Raw genomic sequence first — 25,393 nt, forward strand, 5'->3', positions numbered from 1 at the left:
TACTTAAAATCGTTATTCCCAATCAAGGATAACTTTACCGGAAGCCCCGCTGCGCATAGCGTCGAAGCCTTTTTGGAAGTCATCAACCTTGAAGTGGTGCGTGATGATTGGCGACAGATCCAGACCTGATTGGATCAGGCTTGCCATCTTGTACCAAGTTTCGAACATCTCACGACCGTAGATGCCTTTGATAACCAGACCTTTGAAGATAACCTGGTTCCAGTCGATACCCATGTCTGATGGTGGAATACCCAGAAGGGCAATACGGCCACCGTGGTTCATGGTTTGCAGCATTGAGTTAAATGCTGAAGGGTTGCCCGACATTTCCAGACCGACATCGAAGCCTTCAGTCATTTTCAACTCAGACATTACATCTTCTAGCTTCTCTTCAGCTACGTTCACTGCGCGAGTTACGCCCATTTTACGAGCAAGCTCCAGACGGTATTCGTTAACGTCTGTGATCACTACGTGGCGAGCGCCAACGTGTTTTGCAACCGCAGCAGCCATGATACCGATAGGGCCTGCACCCGTGATTAACACGTCTTCACCAACCAGGTCGAAAGATAGTGCTGTGTGAACTGCGTTACCAAACGGGTCGAAGATTGATGCAAGATCATCAGAAATCTCATCAGGGATCTTAAATGCGTTAAATGCAGGGATAACTAAGTATTCTGCAAATGCGCCTTCACGGTTTACACCTACACCGATAGTATTACGACATAGGTGAGTACGGCCGCCACGACAGTTACGACAGTGACCACAGGTGATGTGACCTTCGCCGGAAACGCGGTCACCGATTTCAAAGCCACGGACTTCCTGACCAATTGCAACTACTTCCCCCACGTACTCGTGGCCTACAACCATAGGAACAGGAATGGTTTTTTGTGACCATTCATCCCAGTTGTAAATGTGTACGTCGGTACCACAAATCGCGGTTTTCTTAATTTTGATCAGGATATCGTTGTGACCGATTTCAGGTTTGTCTACCTCGGTCATCCAAATGCCTTCTTCAGGCTTTAGCTTTGATAATGCTTTAATTTTCATAATATTCACCAAACATTGCCCGCTCTGTGCGTGACAAAAAATACTGTCATCAATGATGTTTAAAGAAGCGGTAAAAGGCTTTGCCCATGAGCCGACTCAAGAAGAGTTGGGAAAGCCTTTGTAACCTCAAGCATCCGCAAACTTAGATGATGCCCATGTCCTTACCAACTTGAATGAACGCATCGATCGCACGATCTAGCTGCTCACGAGAGTGTGCTGCTGACATTTGAGTACGGATTCGCGCCTGACCTTTTGGTACAACAGGGAAAGAGAAACCGATAACGTAGATGCCTTTTTCCAGCGCGCGCTCAGCAAACTCAGCCGCCACTTTTGCATCACCTAACATGATTGGAATGATCGCGTGGTCTGCACCACCCATGGTGAAGCCTGCATCTTCCATACGAGTACGGAAGTGTGCTGCGTTTTCCCATAAACGGTCACGCAGTTCACCACTTTGCTCTAGCAGGTCCAGCACTTTGATAGAAGCATTTACAATAGATGGCGCAACTGAATTTGAGAACAGGTATGGACGCGAACGCTGACGTAACCAGTCGATCACTTCTGCTTTACCTGACGTGTAACCGCCTGAAGCACCGCCCAATGCTTTGCCAAGCGTACCAGTGATAATATCGATACGGTCAACGACATTATGGTACTCAGGTGTACCTGCGCCTGTTTTACCCATGAAGCCAACCGCGTGAGAGTCATCGACCATGGTCAATGCGCCGTATTTCTCTGCAAGGTCACAGATAGCAGGAAGGTTCGCCACCACGCCGTCCATAGAGAACACACCGTCAGTAACAATAAGAATGTGGCGTGCGCCAGCTTCTTTCGCCGCGATTAACTGTTGTTCCAACTCTTCCATATTATTGTTTGAGTAACGGAAGCGCATTGCTTTACAAAGACGAACACCGTCAATAATAGAAGCATGGTTAAGTGCATCAGAAATGATTGCGTCTTCTTTACCAAGGATCGTTTCGAACAGGCCTGCGTTCGCATCAAAACATGAAGTGTAAAGAATCGTATCTTCTTTACCTAAGAACTTAGACAGCTTCTGCTCAAGCTCTTTGTGGATGTCTTGAGTACCACAGATAAAGCGCACTGACGCCATACCAAAGCCGTGCTCGTCCATACCTGCTTTACCCGCTTCGATAAGCGCTGGATGGTTAGCCAGACCCAGATAGTTATTCGCACAGAAGTTCAGAACTTCTTCGCCAGTAGAGATTTTTACGGCAGCTTGCTGCTGAGAGGTAATAACACGCTCAGATTTGTAAAGACCTTCAGCCTTTACTTCTTCAATTTGTTGCTGGATCTGTTGGTAAAATGCAGAAGACATTCGCAATTCCTTCTTGAGTATTTTGGCGAGAACTTGTTCGCTTTGAATTTGATTTAGCCTTTATGTGACGGGCGTCAACGGCGATCATTTATCAATTAATTGTAGTGTAATTCAAAGCAGGGACAGCGATTATCCCTTGAGGTGGAAAAGCATTAATGAATCTGAAGCACAAATATCATTAATGCTTTTGTAGGGCATTGTATTAGAAAGGTTTATTGCCAAGGTGCTTGTTTCAGTAACGCTTCAAACTCCTCGGCTGGCAGTGGACGGCTATAGTAGAAACCTTGGCCAAACTCACAGTTTCGCTCGTTAAGGTAATCTACATGACGACGCTCTTCGATACCTTCAGCAACGATCTTCAGATTCAGAGCCTTGGCCATTGCAATGATTACATTAACCAGTTCTCGGTCAGAATCGTTTTCAAACACGTTCTGCATAAATGCGCGGTCAATCTTCAGACGGTCAAATGGAAACTTCTGTAAGTAACTTAGGGCCGAGTAGCCGGTACCAAAATCATCAATCGTCAGTTTGGTGCCCAGTGCTCTTAAGTTATCCAGCATGTCTAGTAAACTTTGATCATGATTGAAGAGCAAGCTTTCTGTTACTTCTACATCAAACTTATCAGTAGGAAGACCGGATTCGTTTAAACACTTCTTAATAAATTCAAGTAAACGTTCGCAATAACGGAACTGAACACTAGAGAAGTTAACCGACATAAACAATGGCGTGATAGCTTGCCATTGCGCTGCCTGAAGGCAAGCTTGTTGAATTGCAAACTCACCCACTTGGTGAATTAAGCCGTTTTTCTCTGCAATAGAGATGAACTCATCAGGATTAACAAATCCGTACTTCTCATCTTTCCAGCGCATCAAAGCTTCTGCGCCGACAATCTGGCCACTTTTCAGTTCAATAATCGGCTGATAATAAAGCTCTAATGATTGATTAGCGATGGCGTTACGTAAACGACTTTCCAGATCAAGGTAGCGCTGTAAATCTTGATTCATGTTTTGATTATAAAAACAGAATGCGTCACGGCCATCTTCCTTCACCCGATACATCGCCATATCAGCACAAGCCAGCAGTTGTTGAGCGCTGTCTCCATCGTCAGGGTAGACAGACATCCCTATACTGCTAGATAGGAAGAATTCATGCGTGTTCCAAACTAACGGTTTATCAAATGCTGAAAGTACGCTTGAAGCAACACGTTTGGCGGTATCATTGTCAGGTAAGTCAGGTACAACCAACAAGAACTCATCACCACCAATTCGGGCTAACAGATCCGTTTTTCTTGTTACGCAGTGCAAGCGTTGTGCGCTGAGTTTTAGAATTTCATCACCGACAATATGCCCCATCGAGTCATTAATCTGTTTGAAATGATCCAAATCGATAAACATGACGAGGACTTTAGAGCCATTGCGGGATGCACGAATCAGCTCTGACTCAAGTCGCTCGGAGCCATAACTTCGATTAGGCAAATTCGTTAAAGTGTCATATTTGGCCTGGAACTCGAGCTCTTTTTCAGACGCTTTACGACGCTCTATCTCATTCGTTAATTTTTCATTTTGCTGTGAAAGTATATCTTTGCGCTTTTTCTCTTCTTCCAGCTTTATCTTTAATTCTATTCGATTGTTATTAGCAACAAACGCATAGCACAAACCAATGACAATCATCACTGCCAGAATACTTAATCCGACAATAAATAGTCGAGAAGTATAAATAGCACTTTCATTCAGAGGCTTGAACCAGGCTCTTAATTTGAAGTGGTATCGGTCTACCGGAATTTCAAAATATATTTTCCCAGAAAGTTCTTTAGCCACAGATTCACTTTCATGGCTGCTATCAACTAAACTTCCGGAAATAGAGTCCCACACGACCATCTCAACATCTTTAATATTGAGTACCATACGGCTGCCACTGTCTTTATGTTCTTGATTAGTAAGTTGGTCAATAACTACATCAGGATCAATATCAGCGACAATAAACGCAACGCGTTTTCCGGAGAATTCAACTTTCTTAACAACCTGAATGAGTTTAGAACTACCATCCGAATAGGCGTATACCTCTTCAACATGGTCATGGTCGTTCGTAAACTGGCTAACATCCAATAATTCTAATGGTTCAGAGCCTGTGGTAACGATAGTCTTACCATCACTACCAATCAGCGCCAATTTACTATATATGTTACTGCCATTAATTTTTTTTACTGTCAATTTTGTTGTCAAAGCGAAGTTTAAGGTTAAACAGACTTGCTCCTAAACCATACTCCATGGACATGCCAGAAGCTAAATTAGCAAAAAATGACTGAACAGCTCTGTCACCAGATAAGTTGTCGATATCTTCGCTAGCTATGGTAAACAAGTTATCTAATTTACTTGCATAGCTTTTTACTTTTAAATCCAGCTCTCTGTATTGAGATTCTTTTAACTTATTTTGTCCAAGACTAGTAATAACAATAATCATCGCCAAATAAATGGAAACTAGTATTGCGCTTATTGTTATAATTTCTTACTGGAAATTCTTTTAGCGGACTTTTTCATTAATTTTTCTTACTGTCTTCCATGAAGTAATCATTATAAAAATAGTAAATAGACGGATAATACTTCTTTACTAACCTTTCGTAAGTTCCATCTTTTTTAATAGAGTCTAAATATTGGTCAAACGCTTTGCGTAATTGCGGTGAGTCTTTGCGAAAAGCAACCGCCATCTTTTGGTTTTCAGATATCGGGCCAATCACTTTTACTTCACCTGGCCACTTTTCTAAAGCGATAAGTGTATCTGCAACATCTAACAAGGTGCTCTCAGCATCGTTCTTCATGATTGCCGGAACCATCTCATTAAGAAGACGGTGACCATCCGGCAGAATCACATTTGCCCCGGTGTCATACAAGTCATAAAGATTAGGATCAAGACAAGAATGCTCCAGAGCTAACACGTCTCTGCCGTCAATCAGCTTTTTGACGCTCTCTATATCGTCATCAATCGAGCCGCTTGGTTTAATTGGAGAGAGTGTTGAATCGGTTCTGGATACCAACCAAACGCCTGATGGGAAATAGTCCTGCGAAAAATCGACCACTTCACTTCGCCAGTCTAAAATGGTCACACCATTTGCGATCAAGTCCCCTTCAACTGGTGTGTGCTCTCCTAGTACTGCACGTTTATCCTGGTACTTAACGTGCTGGCCAGTGAGCTTACCAAGCATGTTACTCCACTGAGCTGGGACATACTCGTAACGTACACCAAGTGATTGAGCAAAGCCTTTTACTATGTCTACATCAAACCCCGTCAGTGTTTGTATTTCTCCCTGCTCAATATAGGAGACAAAATTGGCGTAAGAAACACCGATATGACGCAATACACCACTTTCGCGGACTTCTTCTAGGTCATATGACCACGTTGGAGCTGATACAACAGTAGCTGTAATTAACCCCAGCGCTGTTACAGCTCTCTTAATAATACTGACTGACATAGTAAATAACTTTTCCTACCACAAACAAAGCGCCCAATAGAGGGCGCTTGAGGATCTACAACTTTAAAATGAATAGTACAAGTCTGTGATTGCCTGAACCAGACCTTCTACATCTTGTTCATCATGGAACAAGTGAGTCGAGATACGAAGTGCATAAGTATCGAAGCCATCATCTTTATACAGCTTGAAACTTGTCGTACGGATGATATATCCATACTCTTCTCTCAGGCGGTCACGAAACTCAGTGAGAATTGCGCCGTCTGTAACATCAGAGAAAGGGTTAAACGTTGTAATACCACTGGTTAACCCCTCAACATTCGGAGAGAAAATTTTAGCTTGTGGCAGTGCCTCAGCTAGCGATACTTTGCATTGCGCTCCCAGTGCTAGTACACGCTCCTCAATACGATCTCGTCCGATCTCATCCCACATTTTACAGCTATCGGTTAGTGCTTGTTTCGCTGGGAAATTATCGTTACCACAATACTGCAGCTGGATCTGTTTACCCATGTACTCGGCATGAGAGAGTGATGAGTTAATCAACCACAGCGGGTTTTTTCGGTCGTTCCAGTATTCATTCAAGCGTTCACCAAGAACGTTCTCACCTTTACGCACATATAGAATACCAGTCGCACCAGCTCCACACTGCCACTTATGGCCAGAACCTGCATAAAAATCACAGTCTATGTCATGGAAATCAAGATCGAGCATACCTATAGTGTGGGCACCATCAATAATGGTAGGAATGTTGTTTGCTTTCGCTAGATCACATATTGCCTTAGCCGGTAGAGTCGAGCCTGTTTTGTATGTCACATGAGAGAATACTATCAAGCGTACATTTTGATGAATTTCAATCGCTTCACGGAACGCTTCAATATAATCATCTTCTGTCACTTCTTCAGTTCCGGTAAACACCGGAAGCTGAATCTCTACAACCTCTGCACCGAAGCGATTCTTAGCGATATTAAGTTGAGAAATAGCACCAGCATGCTCATGGTGGGTCGTTAGAATTACATCACCTTCCTCGAAGTGCAGACCATTGATGATCGTACATAATCCATCAGTCGTATTGCGGCTCAGGATAATTTCTTCTGGATCGGCGCCAAAGCCAGCAGCAATTTCTGCCGCCATATCCGTTACATATGGCCAAGAACCAAACTTACCTTGCATATCCCATGGGTGTGTGGCGATCAATCTGTTGTTTTCTTCGTAGCCTTCCAGAACATGCTTAGGCATAGAACCTGTTGTGCCGATGTTCATGTAAGTTGTTTTTTTATCCAAAACGAACTGCTTTTGCACTTTACGCCAAAAGTGCTTATCGTTTTTGCTACCTAGACCATTACTGCTCCAGTCAATTTTCTGCTCGCCAGCTAGCGCTGAGCTAGAAAAAGCAGAAGCGCTAACCCCTGCCACAACGGCACCCGTTGCGCCTTTCAGAAAATTACGGCGACTTTGATTCGTCTGAGTAGACTCCTTGTTGCTCATTTGTTATTCCTTATTAAAAATAGACATCATATTGTTATTCTGAATACGTAACTCTCTGTTACTGAAACATTATTACTTATTAAAACTTAAGTTTAATTTACATCACTACACAAAAGTGACGTTAGTTCCACTTTTATATTCAAAATGAAGATAAAAACATCAAATTCACCGCCAGAGATAGTTGGCGTATTTCATATGAAAAAAGTATGGACATTGCTTTTTGATTAGGTTTGAAACGACATCAGAAAACCGGGAAGGCGGGGTCGGAAAACTTAAACTTTTTTCTTACTCTAAGTGGTTATTTTGCTAAACATTTTAGTGCAAAAAAACAAAAACAATCTATACAGTTTAGTATGAGTTGATGATGTATATACAGGTGAACTTATTTTTACCTGTTTAGATCAACAGTCCATCATCCTCTTGAACCGCCTTGAATTAACACTCAATTCATACAGCCAGAAGTGTGAACCGCTGCGTAAACATGGAAGAGGTAATATCTGTCTCTAAGTAACTATGATGCAACATTAGAATAGACTGCACAATTTTAGTTCCGATACCTAAAGATCCCTTCTGAGCCCCCTTATCGACGGGGTTAGAAAGTGTAAAGTGAACATTTGACTTATCTTCACTGAAGCTGACCCGACAATGTATCGTTGACTTCGGCGGGCTATGACGTAGAGCATTTTCAAGCAAATTTAACAACACCCTTTCCAGTAACCCCTTATCCCCAATGGTCTGCACTTTCTCGGCCATATCAACACTCAAGGTAACCCTCTTGTTCTGAAACTGATTTTGCATCGTTTCGGCGCATTCCGTCATCAGTTCTGCCAGATTGACAGGAAGATAATCATAGCTCGGCGATGTGGTCTCTTTTTTCGCCTCATCGAGCAATGTATGCAGCTGTCCGGAGAGTTTTTCACCGTTGCGGAAAGCCACGTCGATAAGGGGATCAGACTCCGGATGCTGTAATCGCCACGTTTCTAAATACCCCAGCACGCTCGAAAGCGGAGTCTTCAGATCATGGCTGAGCTGAAGGAGACTCTGACGGCGGTGGGAAGGCTGATACTCGAGTTGCAGAAACTGCTGCTGAATGTGCTTTGCCATCAGATGGTAAGAGTGAGCAACAGGAACCAGCTCCGGAACCTGATGAACAAACTCCGGCTTCAGGCGGAAACCGTGCTCTGCCTGCTGTTGCAATTGATCCGCCACATGGGCAATCGGGTTGAGAAAACTGCGCTTCACCAGCACGTAAGCACCAAATGCAAAACCTACTATGGAAAGTAAAACCAGACCTGCTAGCGCAATGTACGGCGTATCGACTTGCGCATCGGCTATCGCAGTATGTCTGGAGCTGCCTATCACCACGTACAAATAACCAACAGTTGAGCCGAACTCCTCAATCGCAGCAACAGAAAACACTTTATGCGCATCACGATTTCGCGGGTCATCACCCAAAATAGGAAAAGGCTCATCACGTAAAAACTGCTTTATCGGCGATAGACTTACCGAGGCCAATAGCTCAGTCCCTTCCGGGGCAGCATGTGTAGTGACATTGCCCTGGCTATCAAGAAAGTAAATTTCAAAATCAGGGCCAATCAACATCAGAGTATGAAAGATAGATTTTAGCGCCTTGGGATTATAATCCGTTCCGATCATTAACGGGTTATCATCACGCATATGACTGGCCAGGTCTTTGTGTAAGCTCTGCTGAGTGCGAAGCTCAATGGTCTCTTTTTGCCAGTTGTAAGTCAGTGCAATAGCCGCAGCTGTCAGACAAAACCACACCGTGGTAAACACCACCAAACGGGATTTAAAACTCATCCTGACACCTCCTCATTGATGTGGCAGAAATTTGTAACCGACACCCCAGACAGTTTGGATAAAGTGATGCTCAGAATCCGGCAGGAGTAACTTTGACCGCAAGCGGTTAATGGTGCTGCAAACCGTGTGATGATATCCTGCGTGGTTGGTGTTCCAGACGTGATCAAGCAACTCATCTTTGCTGTATACTCTGCCCGGGCGTGTCGCGAGGAACTGCAACAAAGAGAACTCCGTAGCCGTCAGCGAGACATCCTGATTATTAAGCGATACCTGATGTAAATCCGGAACAATCTTTAATGAACCGAAATTTAAAACGCTTTCACACTCTGGCCGTTGCGGTTCCTTTTCCGTCACCTGCTTAATCCGGCGCAGTACATTCCTCACCCGAGCCTGAAACTCCAGCACACTAAAGGGTTTCGTGATGTAGTCGTCGACGTCGGCCTCTAACCCTTCGACTTTGTCCATCTCGCTGTCTCTAGCGGTCAGCACCAATACCGGAGTCCAGTCCTGTTGCTGACGCAGGTAATGGCAAAATGCCAAACCATCTCCATCTGGTAAACCCCGATCAAGGATGACTAAATCAAAAACCTGCCGCCGATATTCCTCTTCACCTTTTTCGATGCTAATGACCCGTTGAACACTATGTCCCTGAAACTTAAGATGCATTTGAATCAGTTCTGCCAAATCGTTGTCATCTTCGACCAGCAAAATGTTCGCCGCTAAATTGGCCGCTGGGTGAATCGCCTGTTGAGCCATGATCTTTCCCCTGCCGATGACTTTCTCTGCCTTTGAGAAGCCTCATTCTGCACATGACCGGATATAAGCAGGCTTTATTTCAAAAAAGGATCCGGCGGCAACGGAAAGATCAAAAGTGAGGGAGAGAGCCGCCGGAATCTGGGATTATTCTGTTCGTATCACCGTTTTATTCAAGTAACTACTCTGTTTGAGTCACTATTCAATTCGAGTGATAGTAACCTTCGCTCCAGGGTTAAGAAATCGGTGATTTGCGGACAACGCAGAATCCGTCAATCCGTCATCCTGGCTGATAACTCCCGCATGGAAAGAGACTATGTCAGAACTGTCGTTCCGATCAGCATTAAAGCCTTCACCGCCACCAGCTGGCCCCGGAATCGTCGCCGCAAGTTCATCATTAAGCTCGGTTCCGGAATCCCACACGTTCATGTTCATTATGTAGCTTTCACCAACCGCGAGCGATTTAAGCGACAACCCAGCCTCTCCCACAAAAGCATCATTAGTATTTACCAACATTGACGCCACCGATAAATAAGTATTTACCAACATTGACGCCACCGATAAATAACCGAAGCGGTTTGGGTTTATCGAGATGGTCACCTCATCAGAAGCTCCTGGAAGCAACAAACCATTACCAGATATACCTTGATCAATATTGTCGTCATCATTCATCATGGCTATCAGCTCAGCATTACTGCCGCCTTCAGCTAAGTGCTCTAATGCAACCGATGCACTGTGGCCAACCTCAAACAGTTGGAAATCGCTGTTATGAACAAGTACCGCCAGCGGAGACATAGGCTGATTTGCGGTTAAGTTCTCCACACTGACCGTATATGTGTATGACTTTATTACGTCAGTATCGCTGTCAGAACAACCTGCCAATATAGCAACTGAGGCTGCCGCGAGTAAGATTTTGTATTTCATACATCCCCCTTACTTCACTTCGATGACGATGGTCGCAACCGGATTTAACCAGCGATGGCTACTACTGTCGAGATCACTTAATCCATCCACTGGATCGCTGTCACCTAAGTTCCCCGGATGTACGTGAACTTTGTCGTTAGAAACCGCCGTTTCCACCCCGGTACCTCCGCTGCCAAAAGTAATAAAGGGAGGATTAGGAATACTGGCCATTAACTCGTCATTAGCTTCGGTACCGGCATCATAACTGTTTAACGTTGCTTTATAAGTTCCTGCTTCTTCGGGAATTTTCCAGCTATCTAATCCAACGAACCCGTCATTAGTCGGTAAAAGCATTGCACCGAGAGAAAGGTAGGCATGCTCACCACTGTCGAATGTAAATGTGGTTTCAGTACCGGGGTCAAGAAAGCCACCAGCCGGATTTTCCAGCACTGCGCCACCAGCGTTGCCAATTACACTGGATAAACCTGAAATGTCACCTTCTTCCGCCATCGATTCAAGCTCAGATGTTGCAGCCTCTCCCACTCTGAACATATGCAGATCAGAACCATGCGCTGCTACAATAAGTGGGGTAAAATAGATGCCTTTGGTGGCGTTGGTTATGGTGATCTCCAGTTCTGCCGCGTTGACTGACGCTGCGCCAAGCGCAGAAGCAACAGTAATGGCAACCGAAGTAATGGCGAGGCCAAGCTGGGTACGTTTTTTCATTGTGAATCCATCCTTTAATGAGAGTGTTCCTCAAGCCTATAAAGCGGCCTGGGTAAGATTGCTCGTCGAACGATTACCGTTCTTGCCTCTAAGCATGACAAGTAGTTCTACCGGCAACCTCATCAAACTCTCATAAATTTCTCACAACTTCTGACCGGGTACCTCACATGAGTAGATATCGTTCCATTACCGCTGATAATCAGCAACTTAACGCCTTTGAGCGAAAAATATCACGAAAGCACGACGCATACACTTGAACCAATTTCAACCGTACCGGAAAATACCCCCATTCCGTTCGACAACACCGAAACTTATGGTTAATCCAAAACTTATCGCCCTGCTGCCAGATCTTGCTTCATTTATCCTGGTCGTCAATGAAGGCAGCTTTACCGCCGCCGCAAAAAAGCTCGGGGTTACCCCGTCTGCACTGAGTAAGTTGATCACGCGATTAGAGCATGCGCTTTCGGTGAAGTTATTTGAACGTACCACACGCAAACTTCTTATCACCCAGGCCGGGCAAAAGGTCTACGACCAGAGTATTGCGATGGTTAACGCTGCCCAGCAAGCGGTGGAACTGTCGGCGGAAGATCATACTGAACCAACTGGCGCATTAACGGTTGCCGCTCCAGAGGCATTCCTGAATTCGGTACTTCAGCCTTTTGTGTTGCCTTTTTTACAACGATATCCGGAAATTCAGTTAAAACTCCGCGCTGCAGATGGCGAAATCGACTTGTTCCGAGAAGGAATAGACGTAGCCTTTAAACTGACTGACAAACCCGACGAAAACCTGGTGCTGAAAGAGATCAGTAAAACCAATCTCGTATTGTGCGCATCCCCGGACTATCTGGCCCAACACGGCATGCCTGATCATCCGACTCAGTTGGAAAAACATGACTGTATTTATCTTGCAGAAAACGATAAAGACAACATCTGGTCGTTCTTTAAAGAAGAGGCCTTTCACTCCGTTGCGGTAAGAGGCCGTTACGCCGTTAACCACTCACAAATGCGTTTAAACGGGGTAAAAGCTGGATTAGGCATCGGTATCTTTCACGATTTTGTGGTTAAAGATGCGCTAGAGCGAGAAGAAGTCGTTGAAGTGCTCTCGGACTGGATGATTAAAAGTAACTATCATGGCGCTATTGCTATGCAGTACCCGCAGACAAAGTACATGCCAGCGCGTTTACGGGTATTCATCGATTTCGTCAACGAGCATCTCGTATCAAAGGGCTCAACCCACAATTAAACAGGCTGGTTTATTCTGCTTTTGGTTAGGGGAGAAGCTGCTATAGCTCGTCTGTTTAATGCCATAAGTTATTTAATGCCCTGAGCCATCATTTAGGCGCGCCTCAGGGAAACAGTTGGGATGGTACTGTTCAGAACAGTTTCATCTTGAAACGGCTATTCACGATCTCTTCAGTTGCATTGTCTTCAAGCTGCTGTTTCTGAATTTTTAGCTCTGACTGCCAGCTTTCAACAACCTTCTCCAGGCCTTTTACTTTCATGTGCTTATGTTCAAGCTGCTTTTGCAGAGAAGAACACTGAGCCTGCATCACCGCCTGCTCACTCTCCTGATGGACAATAAATCGTTGCAGCATCTGATCAACGCGGTTTAAATTCATCAGCGCCTCGCTGTTTAAACTGACTGCGTTACGTACCGAACTGCCGGTAATAGTTCGTAACTGAGCAAGCTGTTCAAGCTTACCTTGTGTCTGCGTATGTTGCTGGCGCATAGACTCAAGCTGCTGAGACATAAGATCGCGGCTTTTTTCCTGTATCTTCTGAAACTGTCCGACTGCTCTTAATTTTGCTTCCATCGTGTTTATCCCCTATCGAGTAAATTTACTGGAACAGCTGCGCCAGTTCGGTCAAGCTAGTTTTATAATCGACAGCGGTATCGGCAGACTGCTGAAGGTATGCTCTAAGCTGTGGGTATAAAGAAACAGCTCTGTCCAACTCATGATCTTGTCCGGGCTGATATCCGCCCAATGGGAGGAGATCTTTAACCTGAAGATAATTGGAGTACATCTGCCGGAAGTTCTGCACAACCGTCAAATGCGCAGGCTGAGTACATGCCGACATACAACGGCTGACCGAAGCGTTAATGTCTATGGCAGGATAATGGCCCTGCTCGGCCAGCTTCCTTGTCAGTACCACATGTCCGTCAAGAATAGCGCGCGCGGAATCGACAACCGGATCTTGCTGATCATCTCCGGCAGCAAGAACGGTATAAATCGCAGTCAGACTGCCGTCATGGTTTTCGCCGTTTCCTGAACGCTCTAAAAGCTGGGGTAGAATATTGAACACTGAAGGCGGATAGCCTCGAGAGACAGGAGGCTCGCCTAATGACAGCGCGATCTCACGCTGCGCCATTGCATAGCGGGTTAACGAGTCCATAAGCAGCAGTACGTCTTTGCCTCTGTCACGGAAATATTCCGCAACACGGTGACAAAGTAGCGTCGCTCTAAGCCTCATTAACGGAGACTCATCCGCAGGCGCTGCAATAATGATGGCTTTGTGACGAGTTTCAGGTGTCAGATTACGCTCAACAAACTCCCTGACTTCACGTCCACGCTCACCAATCAGGCCTACCACAATCACATCGGCTTCGGTATTTTGGGTAATCATTCCCATCAACACACTTTTACCTACGCCACTACCCGCCATCAGGCCGATACGCTGACCTTTACCTATGGTTAATAACCCGTTAATCGTGCGTACACCCACGTCCAGAGGAGTATCCACCGGACGACGCTTAAGTGGGTTAATAGGATTCGGGTGCAGTGACACGCGTTCACCGCCCTGAAGTTTCGGCCCGTCATCGAGCGCTTCACCCAAGCCATTAACGACGCGGCCCAGCCACTTTTCACTCAACTGGATTGTACTGTCACCATCAAGGGGTACCACTTTCGCACCAGCAAACAGGCCGCCCAGTCGGCTGATTGGAATTAAGTAAGCGACTGAATGATCAAAGCCAACAACTTGGGCTTCAATCATCTCGCCCTCAGCGGTTTCCACTAAACAGCGTTGTTCAAGTTTGAACCTGCAACCAACAGCCTGGAGCATAAAGCCACTTACTTTGACTAAGCGTCCGGTCACTTTTGCAACCGGTACAGAATCGAGCGATGCTAACGCCCCATTCATTCGCTCAGAGAGCATGTCATTTTCGAATGTGTTACCCATCAAGACCTTCTGCTACTAATGGCGTGGCTTCATCGAGAAGATGTTGTTTCACATTGTCCATGCACACTTCCAGACGAGAGTCACAACTCGCATCAGCTTCCGCTTCCTCTGTCACAACGTGACATCCGCCGACGGACAGTTCCGGATTCGCAACCAACTTCCATTCATCCGGAAGGTCAGAGTTCACCTGCGTGATACGCTCAAGATCCTGAGGGTTCAGATGTACAGTGATTTTCTCTGACTTACCAGGCATGGCCTCGAGGATCTCATCAACCAGAGAGAGAATTTGCTGAGGGCGGAGAGTAAGCTCCGCCCTAATGACCTGCTGAGCCACTTTTTGCACCAGTTCACAGATGATGTGTCGCTGCTGCTGTTCGCGTTCATCTTGCCAGTTAGAAAGCGCCTGATAGAGTTGATGTACTGGCTGTGCCGCTTGGATGAATGACTGCTGGCCTGATTGCTCCCCGGAGGCAAAACCCTTCTGGAAGCCCTCTTTCTGACCTTCCGCTAATCCTTGCTGCTTACCTTGTTCCAGCCCCTGACGAAAGCCTTCCTGATGACCCTGGTCAATCCCTTGCTGGAAACCTGCTTCTAGCTGCTGTTGCAAATCAGCTTGCGCATCCTGCCAGCTCTCATCTGTGTGTATTTCGCTCTCTTTACGCACGGGCTGAGCCAAAGGAGGAAACCGGTGAACACGATAGCCGGAAGCAGCCCCATTGAGTAAGTTCGATTTTGTCGCCGACATAGTTTACTCCACAGTTGGCTCTTCATAGAGCAGCAACTCAATTTCGCCTGAGTCATGAAGTTCACGGACCAGGGCCATAATTTCCTGGCGTGCGCTTTCCACACGGCTAACCGGAACAGCACCACGAGCCTGCATATCATCTTCCAGGGCTTTTGCCATACGCTGCGGCATAGAGGCTTTTATAGCCTGCTGAATAGTGATTTCAGCACCTTTCAGCGCCACACCCCAAAGATCAACCGGAATTAACTGTACCAGCTTAACAATGGTGTCTTCCCGCTGACGCGCCAGCACCATAAAGTCAAACATGTTCTGTTCAACTTTACCGACCATCTCTTCATCATGCAGCTTAAGCATTTCCATAAGAGAACCGCGATCGCCATCGTAACGGTTAATAATATCCGCTACCTGTTTAACGCCGGAGAGCGGTGCACTCTGAGCGATCGAAACCTGTTCAATGCAACGCTCAATCAGATCATTAAGATCTCTGACGATCTGGTGGTCGATATCCTGTAAAGAAGCGATTCGGTACAGAAGTTCGTCATGGTAATCGTCAGGCAGGTGCTTAAGCACAAGAGAAGAACTTTCAGCGGGCAAATACGCTAGAAAAATGGCCTGCATTTCCGGATGCTCACCAGCAATGAACCGCGCGAGTATTTCAGCATCAACCCACTGCAGGCGCTGCATATTATTCTGGATTTCATCACCGTAAATGTTATTCAGCAAGCCTTTCGCGAGATCGTTACCAAGGGCTTTTCTCAATGTGTTTGATAAATACTCTTTGGACGCTCCGCGAATACCACTGTGCTGACGAAAGTCCTCGAAGAAACTCTGAATTACGCCATAAGCACTATCACTTTTAATGCCGCTTAAACGCGCCATGGCTTTGGTTACCCGTTGAGTCTCATCACGGCTAAAATGACGCAGAACTTTCGCTGCCGCATCTTCACCCATACCAAGCAGTACAAGTGCCGTTTGTTCAACTTGATTAAGCGTTGCTTGTTGCTGCGCTGGCTGTTGTGTATTCATTAACATTTACCCATTGTTTCAGTACTTCGGCAACTCGCTCTGGCTCTTCATTCGCGATTAGCTGCAGGTGTTTAAGCTGTATTTCCAAAGGAGATCCCGGCGGCGGCAACATATCATTGCTCACATCAAGTCCGGTTGAAGCTGTTATTCCCTTTTCCATTAAACGGCGGTTGAGCAGTTCTTCCCGTTCACGCTCCTCACGGGTTTGCATGTTGTCGTAGAGGTGCTCCTCTTGATCCGCAGCAGGCTGAACTTCACGTGATGCCTTATCCGCTCCTGTCACATGCATAATTAACGGACGCAGAACAAAGAAGATCATCGCTAAACCCAGCATACCGCCAATTGCGTAACGTAATGGCTGCTGAATGGTAGGATCCTGCCACCAAGGAATCGTCGGCGGAGCTTCAATGCTAATCGGCATGAAATTGAAGCTCATCATGCTTAGTCGGTCACCGCGCTCAGCAGTGATACCAACAGCATCTGAGATCATGGTTGAGATCTGTTCTTTCTCACCCGGCAGCCAGTTTGTTCCGTTAGGTGCCGCGGCATCGTTCAGAAGGATGGAGACGCTGATCTTTTCAATCTGTCCCTGCTGATGCTGAGTACGTCGAACACTGCTGCCTACTGCATACTGACGATTCACTTCTGCGCGAGCATTGGTGTTTTGGCTGTCTTTGGTCTCAACTTCGCCATTCACCGGCGGTAAGTTACTTAATGTACCCGGTACACCAAGCGCGATGTTATCGATGGAATTGTTCTGGATGGTGTGCTCTTTACGGACGACCGGATTGTTATCCAGGATCTCCTGAGTTTCTTCAACTCGGCTAAAATCCATGTTTGCCGCAACCTGAACGCGAAAGTTACTTGGCCCCACAATCGGCGTCAGCATGTCCGCAGCACGCTGGATGATCTGCTTCTCGACATTTTTCTGGTATTCGAGATATTTTGCATTCACCTTGCCCGATTCGGTTGAACCGATATCCGCACTCAGCAAGCGACCGTACTGATCGACTACAGAGACAAATTCAGGTTTCATGGCAGTCACGCTACCAACCACAAGGTTCACTACCGCTTCTACCTGCTCAGGCTTGAGGTCTTCACCTGGTTTAAGCTCAAGCATGACAGAGGCTGAAGGTTGCTCAGCGTTTTGACGTACAAAAAGAGTTTTGGCCGGAACGGCAAGATGAACGCGCGCATTTGATACCGAGTTGAGCGACATAATCGTGCGCACCAATTCACCTTCAAGACCGTGACGGTAGCGTGCCGTTTCCATAAACTGACTGGTACCAAGTGAGCTGTCTTCCTGAAGCGAATCAAAACCTGTCGGCAGCTTCGCTTTTACACCCTTAGCCGCAAGTAACATACGGAGACGGGCAACTTCACCTTCCGGGACCAGCACCTGACCACTCTGCTCCTGAAGACGATAGCTGATGCCGTCCGCTTCCAGCACTGAGACGATTTCACTGATATCGAATCGTTCTTGCTTACTGTATAGCGGGCGATAGCTTTGCGACGCACTCCACAAAGCGACCACAATGATGGCAGCGACGATTGCCGCCAGCACTGCAGATAAGACGAGATTACGCTGACTGCTCGCCCAGATTTGCTTCACTTTATGGGTGAATTCTCCGGGATCTTTAGCGGAAGCTGAACCGCTGATCGGTTCAGGTTTCACAGCCAGATTGCTCATTACATTGGTAGATATATCAGTCATGGATTACACCGGCATTTTCATTACGTCTTCGAACGAAGCGACCACTTTATTGCGTACTTGCATAAGTGCATTAAATGACAGGCTGGCTTTCTGACTTGCAATCATAGCGCCAACCAAATCATCACTCTGACCGGTTTCAACCGCCGTCATCTTTTCACTCGCTACGGATTGATGCTTGTTCACCACATCCAGAACATTGGTCATCGCGTTAGAAAAGGACATCGGCTGATTCACCTTTTGCATATCCAGCGGATGAGCGGTCACAACAAACTCTGGTGCAACCTGTGCACGCATGTTCTCCATTTTCGACAGCATAAGCTGTTCAGCAGTCATCAAATTATTGAGCGGTTGACTTTCCATAATGTCATCTCCTCTAGGCAGCTGAGCCAAGCACCGACTGTAGATCGATGCCGTACTCTCTCATTGCCGCAAGTTTGTAGCGTAATGCACGAGTGGATACGCCGAGAGCGTTAGCGGTTTTGGTACGGTTACCGCCAAACTCACGCAACTTATCCAAAATATATTGATATTCCGCCTGCTTCTTCACTTCTACATGTCCGAGCTTATTGGCTGGCATCTCTTCAGGTACGGCACCAATCAACTTAACCGGCAGCATCAGATCATGAGCGGTAATGTAGTCACCATGACGCATGACCAACGCTCGCTGAATCACATTCTCTAGCTCACGAATATTGCCTGGCCAGTGATACTGACTAAGGGCAACCATGGCATCCTGCGACAGCTGACAGTGGCTTCCGTCCTGATATTTTTTGATAAAAAACTGACTGATAGGCAGGATATCTTCCTGACGTTCACGTAGTGGTGGCCAGTGAAGTGGCAGAACGTCGAGGCGATAGTAGAGATCCTCGCGAAACGTGCCTTTTTGCACTTCTTCACGCAGGTCTTTATTTGTTGCAGCGATAACACGAATATCGAGTTGAATGGTTTTATGACTACCTACACGCTCGACCACTCGCTCTTGCAGAATACGCAATAACTTGGCCTGAACTTCAGGAGACATTTCACCAATCTCATCGAGTAAGATGGTTCCGCCGTTCGCTTCCTCAAACTTACCGGTTTGTGAACCCGTAGCACCGGTAAAGGCACCTTTCACGTGACCGAAAAGAACCGCCTCAAGCATTGATTCAGGAATCGCAGCGCAGTTAACCGCAATAAAAGGCCCATCAGCTCTTGGTGAGTGCTCATGAACATAACGAGCCAGCACTTCTTTACCTGTACCCGATTCACCAGTAATCAGTACGCTGGCATTTGTACAAGCCGCTCGATGTGCCAGCTGAAGTACCTGTTTGCTGCGCCAGGACTCGGCAACGATGTTTGCCATTGGCTTACGTAGAGCATCAACCCTGCGTAGCAAACTGACCAGCTGGGTCGATTCAAAAGGGCGCAACAGATAGTCTGTTGCTCCTGCTTTCATTGTTTCTGCCGCTAAAAGGCCTTGTTCTTGCTCAACTATCGCAATAACAAAACCGTTATTAGCCCGCTTCTGATGACTGGCGACAAACTCCCTCACACACATGTCGGGCAGGTTTGAACTGACTAATGTCACGTCTGCACGCTCATCAATCAGTGCCGCACGCCCGGTGCGCGAGTGCCTGACCTGGTAGTCAGACTTTTCCAATACATTCATTACAAGCTGGGCACAATGTTCGTTGGGCTCAACCAACAATATTTCCATCCTTGACATAGACAACCTTTAGTCATTCTGTTGGTACTTTTTTTTGTTCGTACCAGTTATTTTTTTTATTTTGAATAGATTGCAGGCATTACGTTTTCGTTATCACGTACTAACCTAACCGTGACACGTCTGTTTTTTGCTCGTCCTGCTTTTGTTACATTAGTTAAAACCGGATAACGAGATCCATGAGCTCTGAGCTCTATTTTTTTTTTCGTTAACGCCGAGTTTTCTTAGTTCACGGGCAACCAGCTTTGCTCGCTGCCTGGAAATTTTTAGATTAGTAACTGAGTCACCCGTACTATCTGTATGTCCGTCAATCAGAACTTTATCGATACGTGCATCAGCAATCAGATAGCTGTGTAGTGCTCGTATGTACTTACGCTGAGCGGCCGACAGAGTTGATTGGCCAGATTTAAAATAGATATCAGCATCCCGAGCCTCGGCAAAAGACATTTCAGGTAAGCCTGCCGCGCACTGCTTGAACTCAGATAATGCCTCTTGAAATCGAATTAGGGGAATCAGATACTCCGTAGAGCCGGAAGCGTTACTTCCGCTTGCCGCGATCTTTAACCAATTTCCCTCAGCTATAGCATTAAGTAATATTTTACTATTATTACTAAAAGAGATTTTATTTTTGGTAATGGCTGCATCATTAGAGATTAGTTTTTGTTCTGCATCATTAACCCACGGAGCTGAGTGACTGAATAAAGAGCTTTTACTCCAATCTTCCGCATGTTTTTTTAATTCAATATTAAATAGAAGTTCGTTTTTTTTTATTAGAGCGGAAGTAAAACTTCCCATATTGCGGAATATAATTTTCCAGCGTGCAAAATAAACTTCCGCCATTATATTTCCAACTTACTAAGTCCATTGGAATTTCTATTGAAAAAGCCTTTCCAATAGAAAAAGTCCAGAAACAAATGAGCCAAAAAAAAACACTTTCTCATATTCATAAAGCAAATAAGAAACTAGTATCTTATACTACGTAAGGTACGTTCTAATTTACACTGCTCCATTTATGTAACAACAACTATACATATCATTCATGGAATGAGGATCAAAAAACATACCTGACATATATACAACCAAAGCCAGTATATGCAACACCATAACCATCAAGGACGAGACTCTACGCAATTTTAAGTGCCTGCGCAATACTAAAAAATCACTATATTAATAAATAAGACACTTCTCGATAGTTAAATTTTATTTTAAGAATAAACATCACATTTATTTATATTAAACATAATCCTCTATATAGACACTCCTCCCCCTCCGCTGTAATATCATTTTCACCTTTTTGGAGATATCGTATATCACTCCATTAAACAAATAATAAGCAAAAACTGAATTAAAATGTCTATTCAAGAATTTCAGCCATTAAATATAGAGTGGTTGGGTAAGCCAGTACATATTATCCGCGAAAAGCTAGAGAACCTGTTATCAGACTCATGCAATACGCTGACATATGAACTGCAAAATTGGCTAAAAACAGAAAAAGTAGAGACGTCGATTAGTGAAGTCTCTCTCCATACGCTTGTACCCAACAAAATGTTCAAGCCTCATACCTGCACATTTCAACACAATGCAGGAGGGCTTCTCTATGTCCATATCGACCAGGCAATGCTCCTACGAATCGCTGACACCTTCTTTGGTGCCAGAATTGAGCGAAAGACAAACGTTCTGAGTAACAGCGATTGTCGTTTGCAGGAAAGAATTGGCAAGTTCATCATCAACTGGCTGGCACCAGACGAAATGTGGTCAGTATCCGAGTTTGAGCCTTCTCAGGGGCTGGGGCTGTATGCAACCATTAAAGTGACGATTGCCAACACCAGTGGCCTTATTCACCTTAGACTGAATGAAGAACTGATCGGTGTTTTAACCCAGCAGCTGGGGCTAAAATCGAATCAGGACTTATATGATCCATTTTGCCACTCACTAGAATCCACACCGGTGAGACTCACTGCACAACTCAGTAAGAAGACACTGCCACTGAGCGAGTTAGTCGCTTTAAAACCAGACGATATTTTACCCATTGAATTACTTTCTGACGTTCCGGTGAGCATCGGTCAGGAGCACCTGTTTACAGGACACGTCGCCGAAAAAGATGGCCAATTAGTTTTGATTATTAACCAAGACAAGGAGTCCTTGAGATGAGTGAGTCACTAGAACAAAACGCCTTTGACAGCGAAGAACTGAACTTTGATGATTTCCACCTGGAAGGGATTGAGGACGAGACACCAAAGTTCACACCGGCAGTAACTGAACGCGACCTCAGCTTTTTCAAAAACATTCCGGTGACACTTACGCTGGAAGTTGCCAGCAAAGAAGTCGCACTTGCTGATCTAATGAAAGCAGGCGAAGGCAGCGTTATCGAGCTGGATAAGCTTAACGGTGAGCCACTTGATGTCAGAGTGAACGGCGCTTTAATGGGTCACGCAGAGGTGGTAGTTGTCAATGACAAGTACGGACTGCGCCTGACGAGTGTATTAGATACTACTCTGGCAAACGCGGTGAAATAAGGCTGTTCATTGGATGAATAAACCTCTGTACCAGCAGCGATGGCTCGCATTGATTGGCATCGTCATTCTGCTCTTTTCCTTACCGTCTGTGGCTGCCGATAATGGTTTAACCATCTTATCCGTCATTGATGGGGAATCTCAGCAGGAATACAGTGTAAAACTGCAAATTCTGTTGTTGATGACTGCGCTGAGCTTTTTGCCAGCCTTCATTCTCATGGCGACCAGCTTTACGCGAATTATTATTGTACTCGCCATACTCCGTCAGGCACTTGGTTTGCAACAGAGTCCGCCTAACCGTGTATTAGTGGGCATTGCGCTGACGCTGTCACTGCTTATCATGCGTCCGGTTTGGACAGATGTGTATGAGAACGCCTTCACACCCTATGACCAAGGTGAGATTACTCTGATGCAGGCAGCGTCTATCGCTGAGAAACCTGTTCGCCATTTCATGCTGACCCAGACTCAGCAAAGCTCTTTAGAGCAAATGCTCCGTATCGCCAATGAACCGCTAGACTCAAACCTGGAGGACATCTCCTTTGCCGTTGTGCTGCCAGCCTTTGTGATCAGCGAACTGAAAACCGCCTTCCAGATTGGTTTTATGCTGTTTATCCCTTTTCTGATTATCGACCTTGTCGTCGCCAGCGTACTGATGGCAATGGGTATGATGATGCTGTCTCCGCTGATCGTTTCACTGCCATTTAAACTGGTTGTGTTTGTTCTTGTTGACGGCTGGGCGATGACAGTCGGAACGCTTGCAGCAAGCTTTGGATAACGGGTGATGCCATGACTCCAGAATTAGTTGTAACCCTGTTTTCCAATGCCGTATGGATGATCATTACCATGGTCGCGGTCCTGGTTGTACCCGGTCTTATTACCGGCCTGATAATCGCCGTTTTTCAGGCAGCGACTCAAATTAATGAACAGACACTCAGCTTTCTTCCGCGTTTGTTGGTTACGCTGTTAATGGTAATTTTTGCGGGTCACTGGATGCTTAGAACCATCATGGACCTGTTCGACCACTTATTCCACAACATACCGGGAATGATTGGCTGATGGAAATGACGTTTGCAGACATCTCCCGTATCTTAGGTCAGTTTTGGTGGCCTTTTTTCCGCGTGAGCGCAGTATTCATCTCGATGCCATTTTTCGGCGATGCGTTGATACCTGTCTGGATTCGTACCCTTCTTGCGTTATCGATCGTTGTCATTTCAGCACCACTCATGCCGGCCATGCCTGCTGTCGAGCTATTTTCCTTAACTTCTCTGCTACTGGCGTTTGAACAGGCAATATGGGGATTACTTTTCGGTCTGGTTCTACACATGCTTTTTACCATTTTCACCATGCTTGGTCAGATCGTCTCCCTGCAGATGGGCCTTGGTATGGCAATGATGAATGACCCGGTAAACGGTATGTCGGTCGCCATTCTGGGACGGATATTTCTTATCTTCAGCACGCTTCTGTTCCTTGCTCTAGAAGGGCACCTCGTTGTCATCGATATTGTTATCCAAAGCTTTACTGTCTGGCCGGTAGGTTCGGGATTAAACACGGTCTCACTGGACGGAATAATAAGCGTATTTGGCTGGATGTTTGCTTCTTCTCTGGCTTTAGCATTACCGGCAATTGTGGCCATGCTGCTTGCTAACATCAGTTTCGGTGTGATGAACCGCGCAGCCCCGTCGCTTAACGTGTATGCGCTTGGCTTTCCTATGACTATGCTGCTTGGTCTTGTTGCTGTGCTCATCTCCATTTCAGGTGTACCAAGCCGATACAACGCGCTAGTGCACGACGCGTTAGATTTTCTTAGCAAATATCTTCTGGGGCAGGCATGAGTAACTCATCATCTCAGGATAAAACCGAAAAAGCCTCACCACAGAAAATCAAGAAGGCGCGTCAGGACGGAAAGATTCCCCGTGCAAAAGAGTTCACCACCGCGGTGATCTTTTTTGCTGTACTTGTCTATTTCTACAGTCAGTTCTCTTCTATCTGGGAAAATATATCGGGCATATTCCGCTATAACATGGTGCTTACGCGAGCGGATTTAGATAACCCTCAGCAACTTGTCGAGCAAATGGGTCACAGCCTGGGAATGATCATTACAATGCTTACTCCAATGTTCGTCATTATCATTGTCGCTACGGTGGCGAGCAGCCTGGTGCTTGGCGGATGGATGCTCCATTTTCCCAATGTTCAGCCTAAATTAAGTAAGCTCAGTCCGATTTCCGGCGTTAAACGCATGTTCTCTACTCGTTCGCTGGTCGAACTGATTAAGTCATCATTAAAAGTCGCGGTCATATTTGCTGTTTTGTACTGGTACCTGGACAGTAACATTCAGCCACTGCTTAATCTTCTCCACCTTCCTTTAAGCCAGGGCGTAAGAGAGATCATGCTGATTCTCTTCGACGGAATGCTACTTATGGGCGCTATCCTTTTGCTGTTCGGTTTGATCGACATCCCCTACCAGCGCTGGGAGCACCTGAAAGAACTCAAAATGACCAAGCAAGAGCTTAAAGAAGAGTACAAGAACAACGAAGGTAATCCGGAAGTAAAACAGCGTATTCGTCAGATTCAGCAACAGTTCGCACGCCGAAAAATCGACAAAATGGTACCAACTGCGGATGTAGTGATCACTAACCCAACCCACTACGCGGTCGCACTGAAGTACGACCCGTTATTGTCTGATGCCCCGTTTGTTGTCGCGAAAGGCGTGGATGAAACCGCCATGCACATTCAGCGAATTGCCAGAGAGAACAGTGTAGAGATCATAAACTCTCCGCCTTTAACGCGTTCGATTTACCATACCACGGCTATAGAACAGGCTGTTCCGAGCCAGCTCTATACCGCTGTGGCATATATTTTAACTTACGTGATGCAGCTAAAAGCATTCCGCACCAAACAGGGCGAAAAGCCTATGCCACTGCCGCACTTTACGATCCCTCAACACTTGCAGCATTAACATAAGATTTATCGTTAGGAAACAAA

23 protein-coding genes and 1 pseudogene are annotated in these 25,393 nt (G+C 45.9%); 7 read left to right on the top strand and 17 right to left on the bottom strand.

All coding sequences use genetic code 11. The annotated features are described in order from the left end of the window. Window positions 1–12: 12 nt before the first annotated feature. The 9 genes and pseudogenes from tdh to KHN79_RS20530 all read right to left on the bottom strand — a co-directional run bounded on the left by tdh (window position 13) and on the right by KHN79_RS20530 (window position 11,531). Entirely contained in the window at window positions 13–1,044 is a 1,032-nt protein-coding gene (tdh, locus tag KHN79_RS20490; protein ID WP_182010857.1) for an L-threonine 3-dehydrogenase, read from the bottom strand. Between the two features lie 142 nt (window positions 1,045–1,186). Beyond that, complete coding sequence (locus KHN79_RS20495; RefSeq protein WP_182010856.1) at window positions 1,187–2,380, bottom strand: glycine C-acetyltransferase; 1,194 nt, start codon at window positions 2,378–2,380, stop codon at window positions 1,187–1,189. A 212-nt stretch (window positions 2,381–2,592) separates the two neighbouring features. Continuing rightward, window positions 2,593–4,917: pseudogene (locus KHN79_RS20500) on the bottom strand (EAL domain-containing protein). Then, window positions 4,917–5,846 carry a transporter substrate-binding domain-containing protein gene (locus KHN79_RS20505; RefSeq protein WP_182010855.1) on the bottom strand — a complete coding sequence of 310 codons (930 nt, stop codon included), beginning with the start codon at window positions 5,844–5,846 and terminating at the stop codon, window positions 4,917–4,919. Before KHN79_RS20505 ends, KHN79_RS20500 begins: the two are co-directional and overlap by 1 nt. A 63-nt stretch (window positions 5,847–5,909) precedes the next feature. After that, window positions 5,910–7,328, bottom strand: a complete 1,419-nt coding sequence (locus KHN79_RS20510; RefSeq protein ID WP_182010854.1) for an aminotransferase class V-fold PLP-dependent enzyme — start codon at window positions 7,326–7,328, stop codon at window positions 5,910–5,912. A gap of 447 nt (window positions 7,329–7,775) precedes the next feature. Then, window positions 7,776–9,149: a HAMP domain-containing sensor histidine kinase gene (locus tag KHN79_RS20515; RefSeq protein WP_182010853.1), complete on the bottom strand. Its 1,374-nt coding sequence runs from the start codon at window positions 9,147–9,149 to the stop codon at window positions 7,776–7,778. 12 nt (window positions 9,150–9,161) lie between these two features. Further along, window positions 9,162–9,905: a response regulator transcription factor gene (locus tag KHN79_RS20520; protein WP_182010852.1), complete on the bottom strand. Its 744-nt coding sequence runs from the start codon at window positions 9,903–9,905 to the stop codon at window positions 9,162–9,164. A gap of 195 nt (window positions 9,906–10,100) precedes the next feature. Then, window positions 10,101–10,826, bottom strand: coding sequence for a spondin domain-containing protein (locus KHN79_RS20525; RefSeq protein WP_182010851.1), 726 nt, complete (start codon window positions 10,824–10,826; stop codon window positions 10,101–10,103). A gap of 9 nt (window positions 10,827–10,835) precedes the next feature. After that, complete coding sequence (locus KHN79_RS20530; protein ID WP_182010850.1) at window positions 10,836–11,531, bottom strand: spondin domain-containing protein; 696 nt, start codon at window positions 11,529–11,531, stop codon at window positions 10,836–10,838. Between the two features lie 313 nt (window positions 11,532–11,844). Here KHN79_RS20530 and KHN79_RS20535 point away from each other — a divergent pair, with 313 nt between their 5' ends. Next, window positions 11,845–12,774 (top strand): LysR family transcriptional regulator, encoded by a 930-nt coding sequence (locus KHN79_RS20535; RefSeq protein ID WP_182010849.1) that lies wholly within the window; start codon window positions 11,845–11,847, stop codon window positions 12,772–12,774. Between the two features lie 130 nt (window positions 12,775–12,904). Here KHN79_RS20535 and fliJ read toward each other — a convergent pair whose 3' ends face one another. The 8 genes from fliJ to KHN79_RS20575 all read right to left on the bottom strand — a co-directional run bounded on the left by fliJ (window position 12,905) and on the right by KHN79_RS20575 (window position 20,738). Beyond that, entirely contained in the window at window positions 12,905–13,345 is a 441-nt protein-coding gene (gene fliJ / locus KHN79_RS20540) for a flagellar export protein FliJ (protein ID WP_182010848.1), read from the bottom strand. A gap of 25 nt (window positions 13,346–13,370) precedes the next feature. After that, window positions 13,371–14,711, bottom strand: coding sequence for a FliI/YscN family ATPase (locus KHN79_RS20545; protein ID WP_182010847.1), 1,341 nt, complete (start codon window positions 14,709–14,711; stop codon window positions 13,371–13,373). Next, on the bottom strand, window positions 14,704–15,456 hold the full coding sequence (gene fliH / locus KHN79_RS20550; protein WP_182010846.1) for a flagellar assembly protein FliH: 753 nt from the start codon (window positions 15,454–15,456) through the stop codon (window positions 14,704–14,706). Before fliH ends, KHN79_RS20545 begins: the two co-directional genes overlap by 8 nt. A gap of 3 nt (window positions 15,457–15,459) precedes the next feature. Further along, window positions 15,460–16,482, bottom strand: coding sequence for a flagellar motor switch protein FliG (locus KHN79_RS20555; protein ID WP_182010845.1), 1,023 nt, complete (start codon window positions 16,480–16,482; stop codon window positions 15,460–15,462). Continuing rightward, a complete protein-coding gene (fliF, locus tag KHN79_RS20560) occupies window positions 16,442–18,196 on the bottom strand; it encodes a flagellar basal-body MS-ring/collar protein FliF (RefSeq protein ID WP_182010844.1) in 1,755 nt (584 codons plus the stop codon). Before fliF ends, KHN79_RS20555 begins: the two co-directional genes overlap by 41 nt. Window positions 18,197–18,199: 3 nt before the next feature. Continuing rightward, entirely contained in the window at window positions 18,200–18,556 is a 357-nt protein-coding gene (gene fliE / locus KHN79_RS20565; RefSeq protein ID WP_182010843.1) for a flagellar hook-basal body complex protein FliE, read from the bottom strand. 13 nt (window positions 18,557–18,569) lie between these two features. Next, window positions 18,570–19,901, bottom strand: a complete 1,332-nt coding sequence (locus KHN79_RS20570; RefSeq protein ID WP_182010842.1) for a sigma-54 dependent transcriptional regulator — start codon at window positions 19,899–19,901, stop codon at window positions 18,570–18,572. 150 nt (window positions 19,902–20,051) lie between these two features. After that, the gene (locus tag KHN79_RS20575; protein ID WP_211907288.1) at window positions 20,052–20,738 is read right to left on the bottom strand and encodes an OmpA family protein; all 687 of its coding nucleotides are present in this window, start codon (window positions 20,736–20,738) and stop codon (window positions 20,052–20,054) included. Window positions 20,739–21,248: 510 nt separating this feature from the next. On the opposite strand from KHN79_RS20575, the gene KHN79_RS20580 reads away from it, so the two are divergent. Genes KHN79_RS20580 through flhB form a run of 6 tightly spaced genes read left to right on the top strand, consistent with a single transcriptional unit; the run spans window position 21,249 to window position 25,367 of the window. Then, the gene (locus tag KHN79_RS20580) at window positions 21,249–22,049 is read left to right on the top strand and encodes a flagellar motor switch protein FliM (protein WP_182010840.1); all 801 of its coding nucleotides are present in this window, start codon (window positions 21,249–21,251) and stop codon (window positions 22,047–22,049) included. Continuing rightward, window positions 22,046–22,414, top strand: a complete 369-nt coding sequence (fliN, locus tag KHN79_RS20585; RefSeq protein WP_182010839.1) for a flagellar motor switch protein FliN — start codon at window positions 22,046–22,048, stop codon at window positions 22,412–22,414. Before KHN79_RS20580 ends, fliN begins: the two co-directional genes overlap by 4 nt. Before the next feature lie 13 nt (window positions 22,415–22,427). Beyond that, complete coding sequence (gene fliP / locus KHN79_RS20590; RefSeq protein WP_182010838.1) at window positions 22,428–23,186, top strand: flagellar type III secretion system pore protein FliP; 759 nt, start codon at window positions 22,428–22,430, stop codon at window positions 23,184–23,186. An 11-nt stretch (window positions 23,187–23,197) separates the two neighbouring features. Further along, window positions 23,198–23,467, top strand: a complete 270-nt coding sequence (fliQ, locus tag KHN79_RS20595; protein ID WP_182010837.1) for a flagellar biosynthesis protein FliQ — start codon at window positions 23,198–23,200, stop codon at window positions 23,465–23,467. Beyond that, window positions 23,467–24,243 carry a flagellar biosynthetic protein FliR gene (gene fliR / locus KHN79_RS20600; protein ID WP_182010836.1) on the top strand — a complete coding sequence of 259 codons (777 nt, stop codon included), beginning with the start codon at window positions 23,467–23,469 and terminating at the stop codon, window positions 24,241–24,243. Before fliQ ends, fliR begins: the two co-directional genes overlap by 1 nt. Further along, complete coding sequence (gene flhB, locus KHN79_RS20605) at window positions 24,240–25,367, top strand: flagellar biosynthesis protein FlhB (protein WP_182010835.1); 1,128 nt, start codon at window positions 24,240–24,242, stop codon at window positions 25,365–25,367. Before fliR ends, flhB begins: the two co-directional genes overlap by 4 nt. Window positions 25,368–25,393: the final 26 nt, after the last annotated feature.

Origin of the sequence: Vibrio sp. B1FLJ16 (assembly GCF_905175385.1) — a bacterium.
Classification (GTDB): Bacteria; Pseudomonadota; Gammaproteobacteria; order Enterobacterales; family Vibrionaceae; genus Vibrio.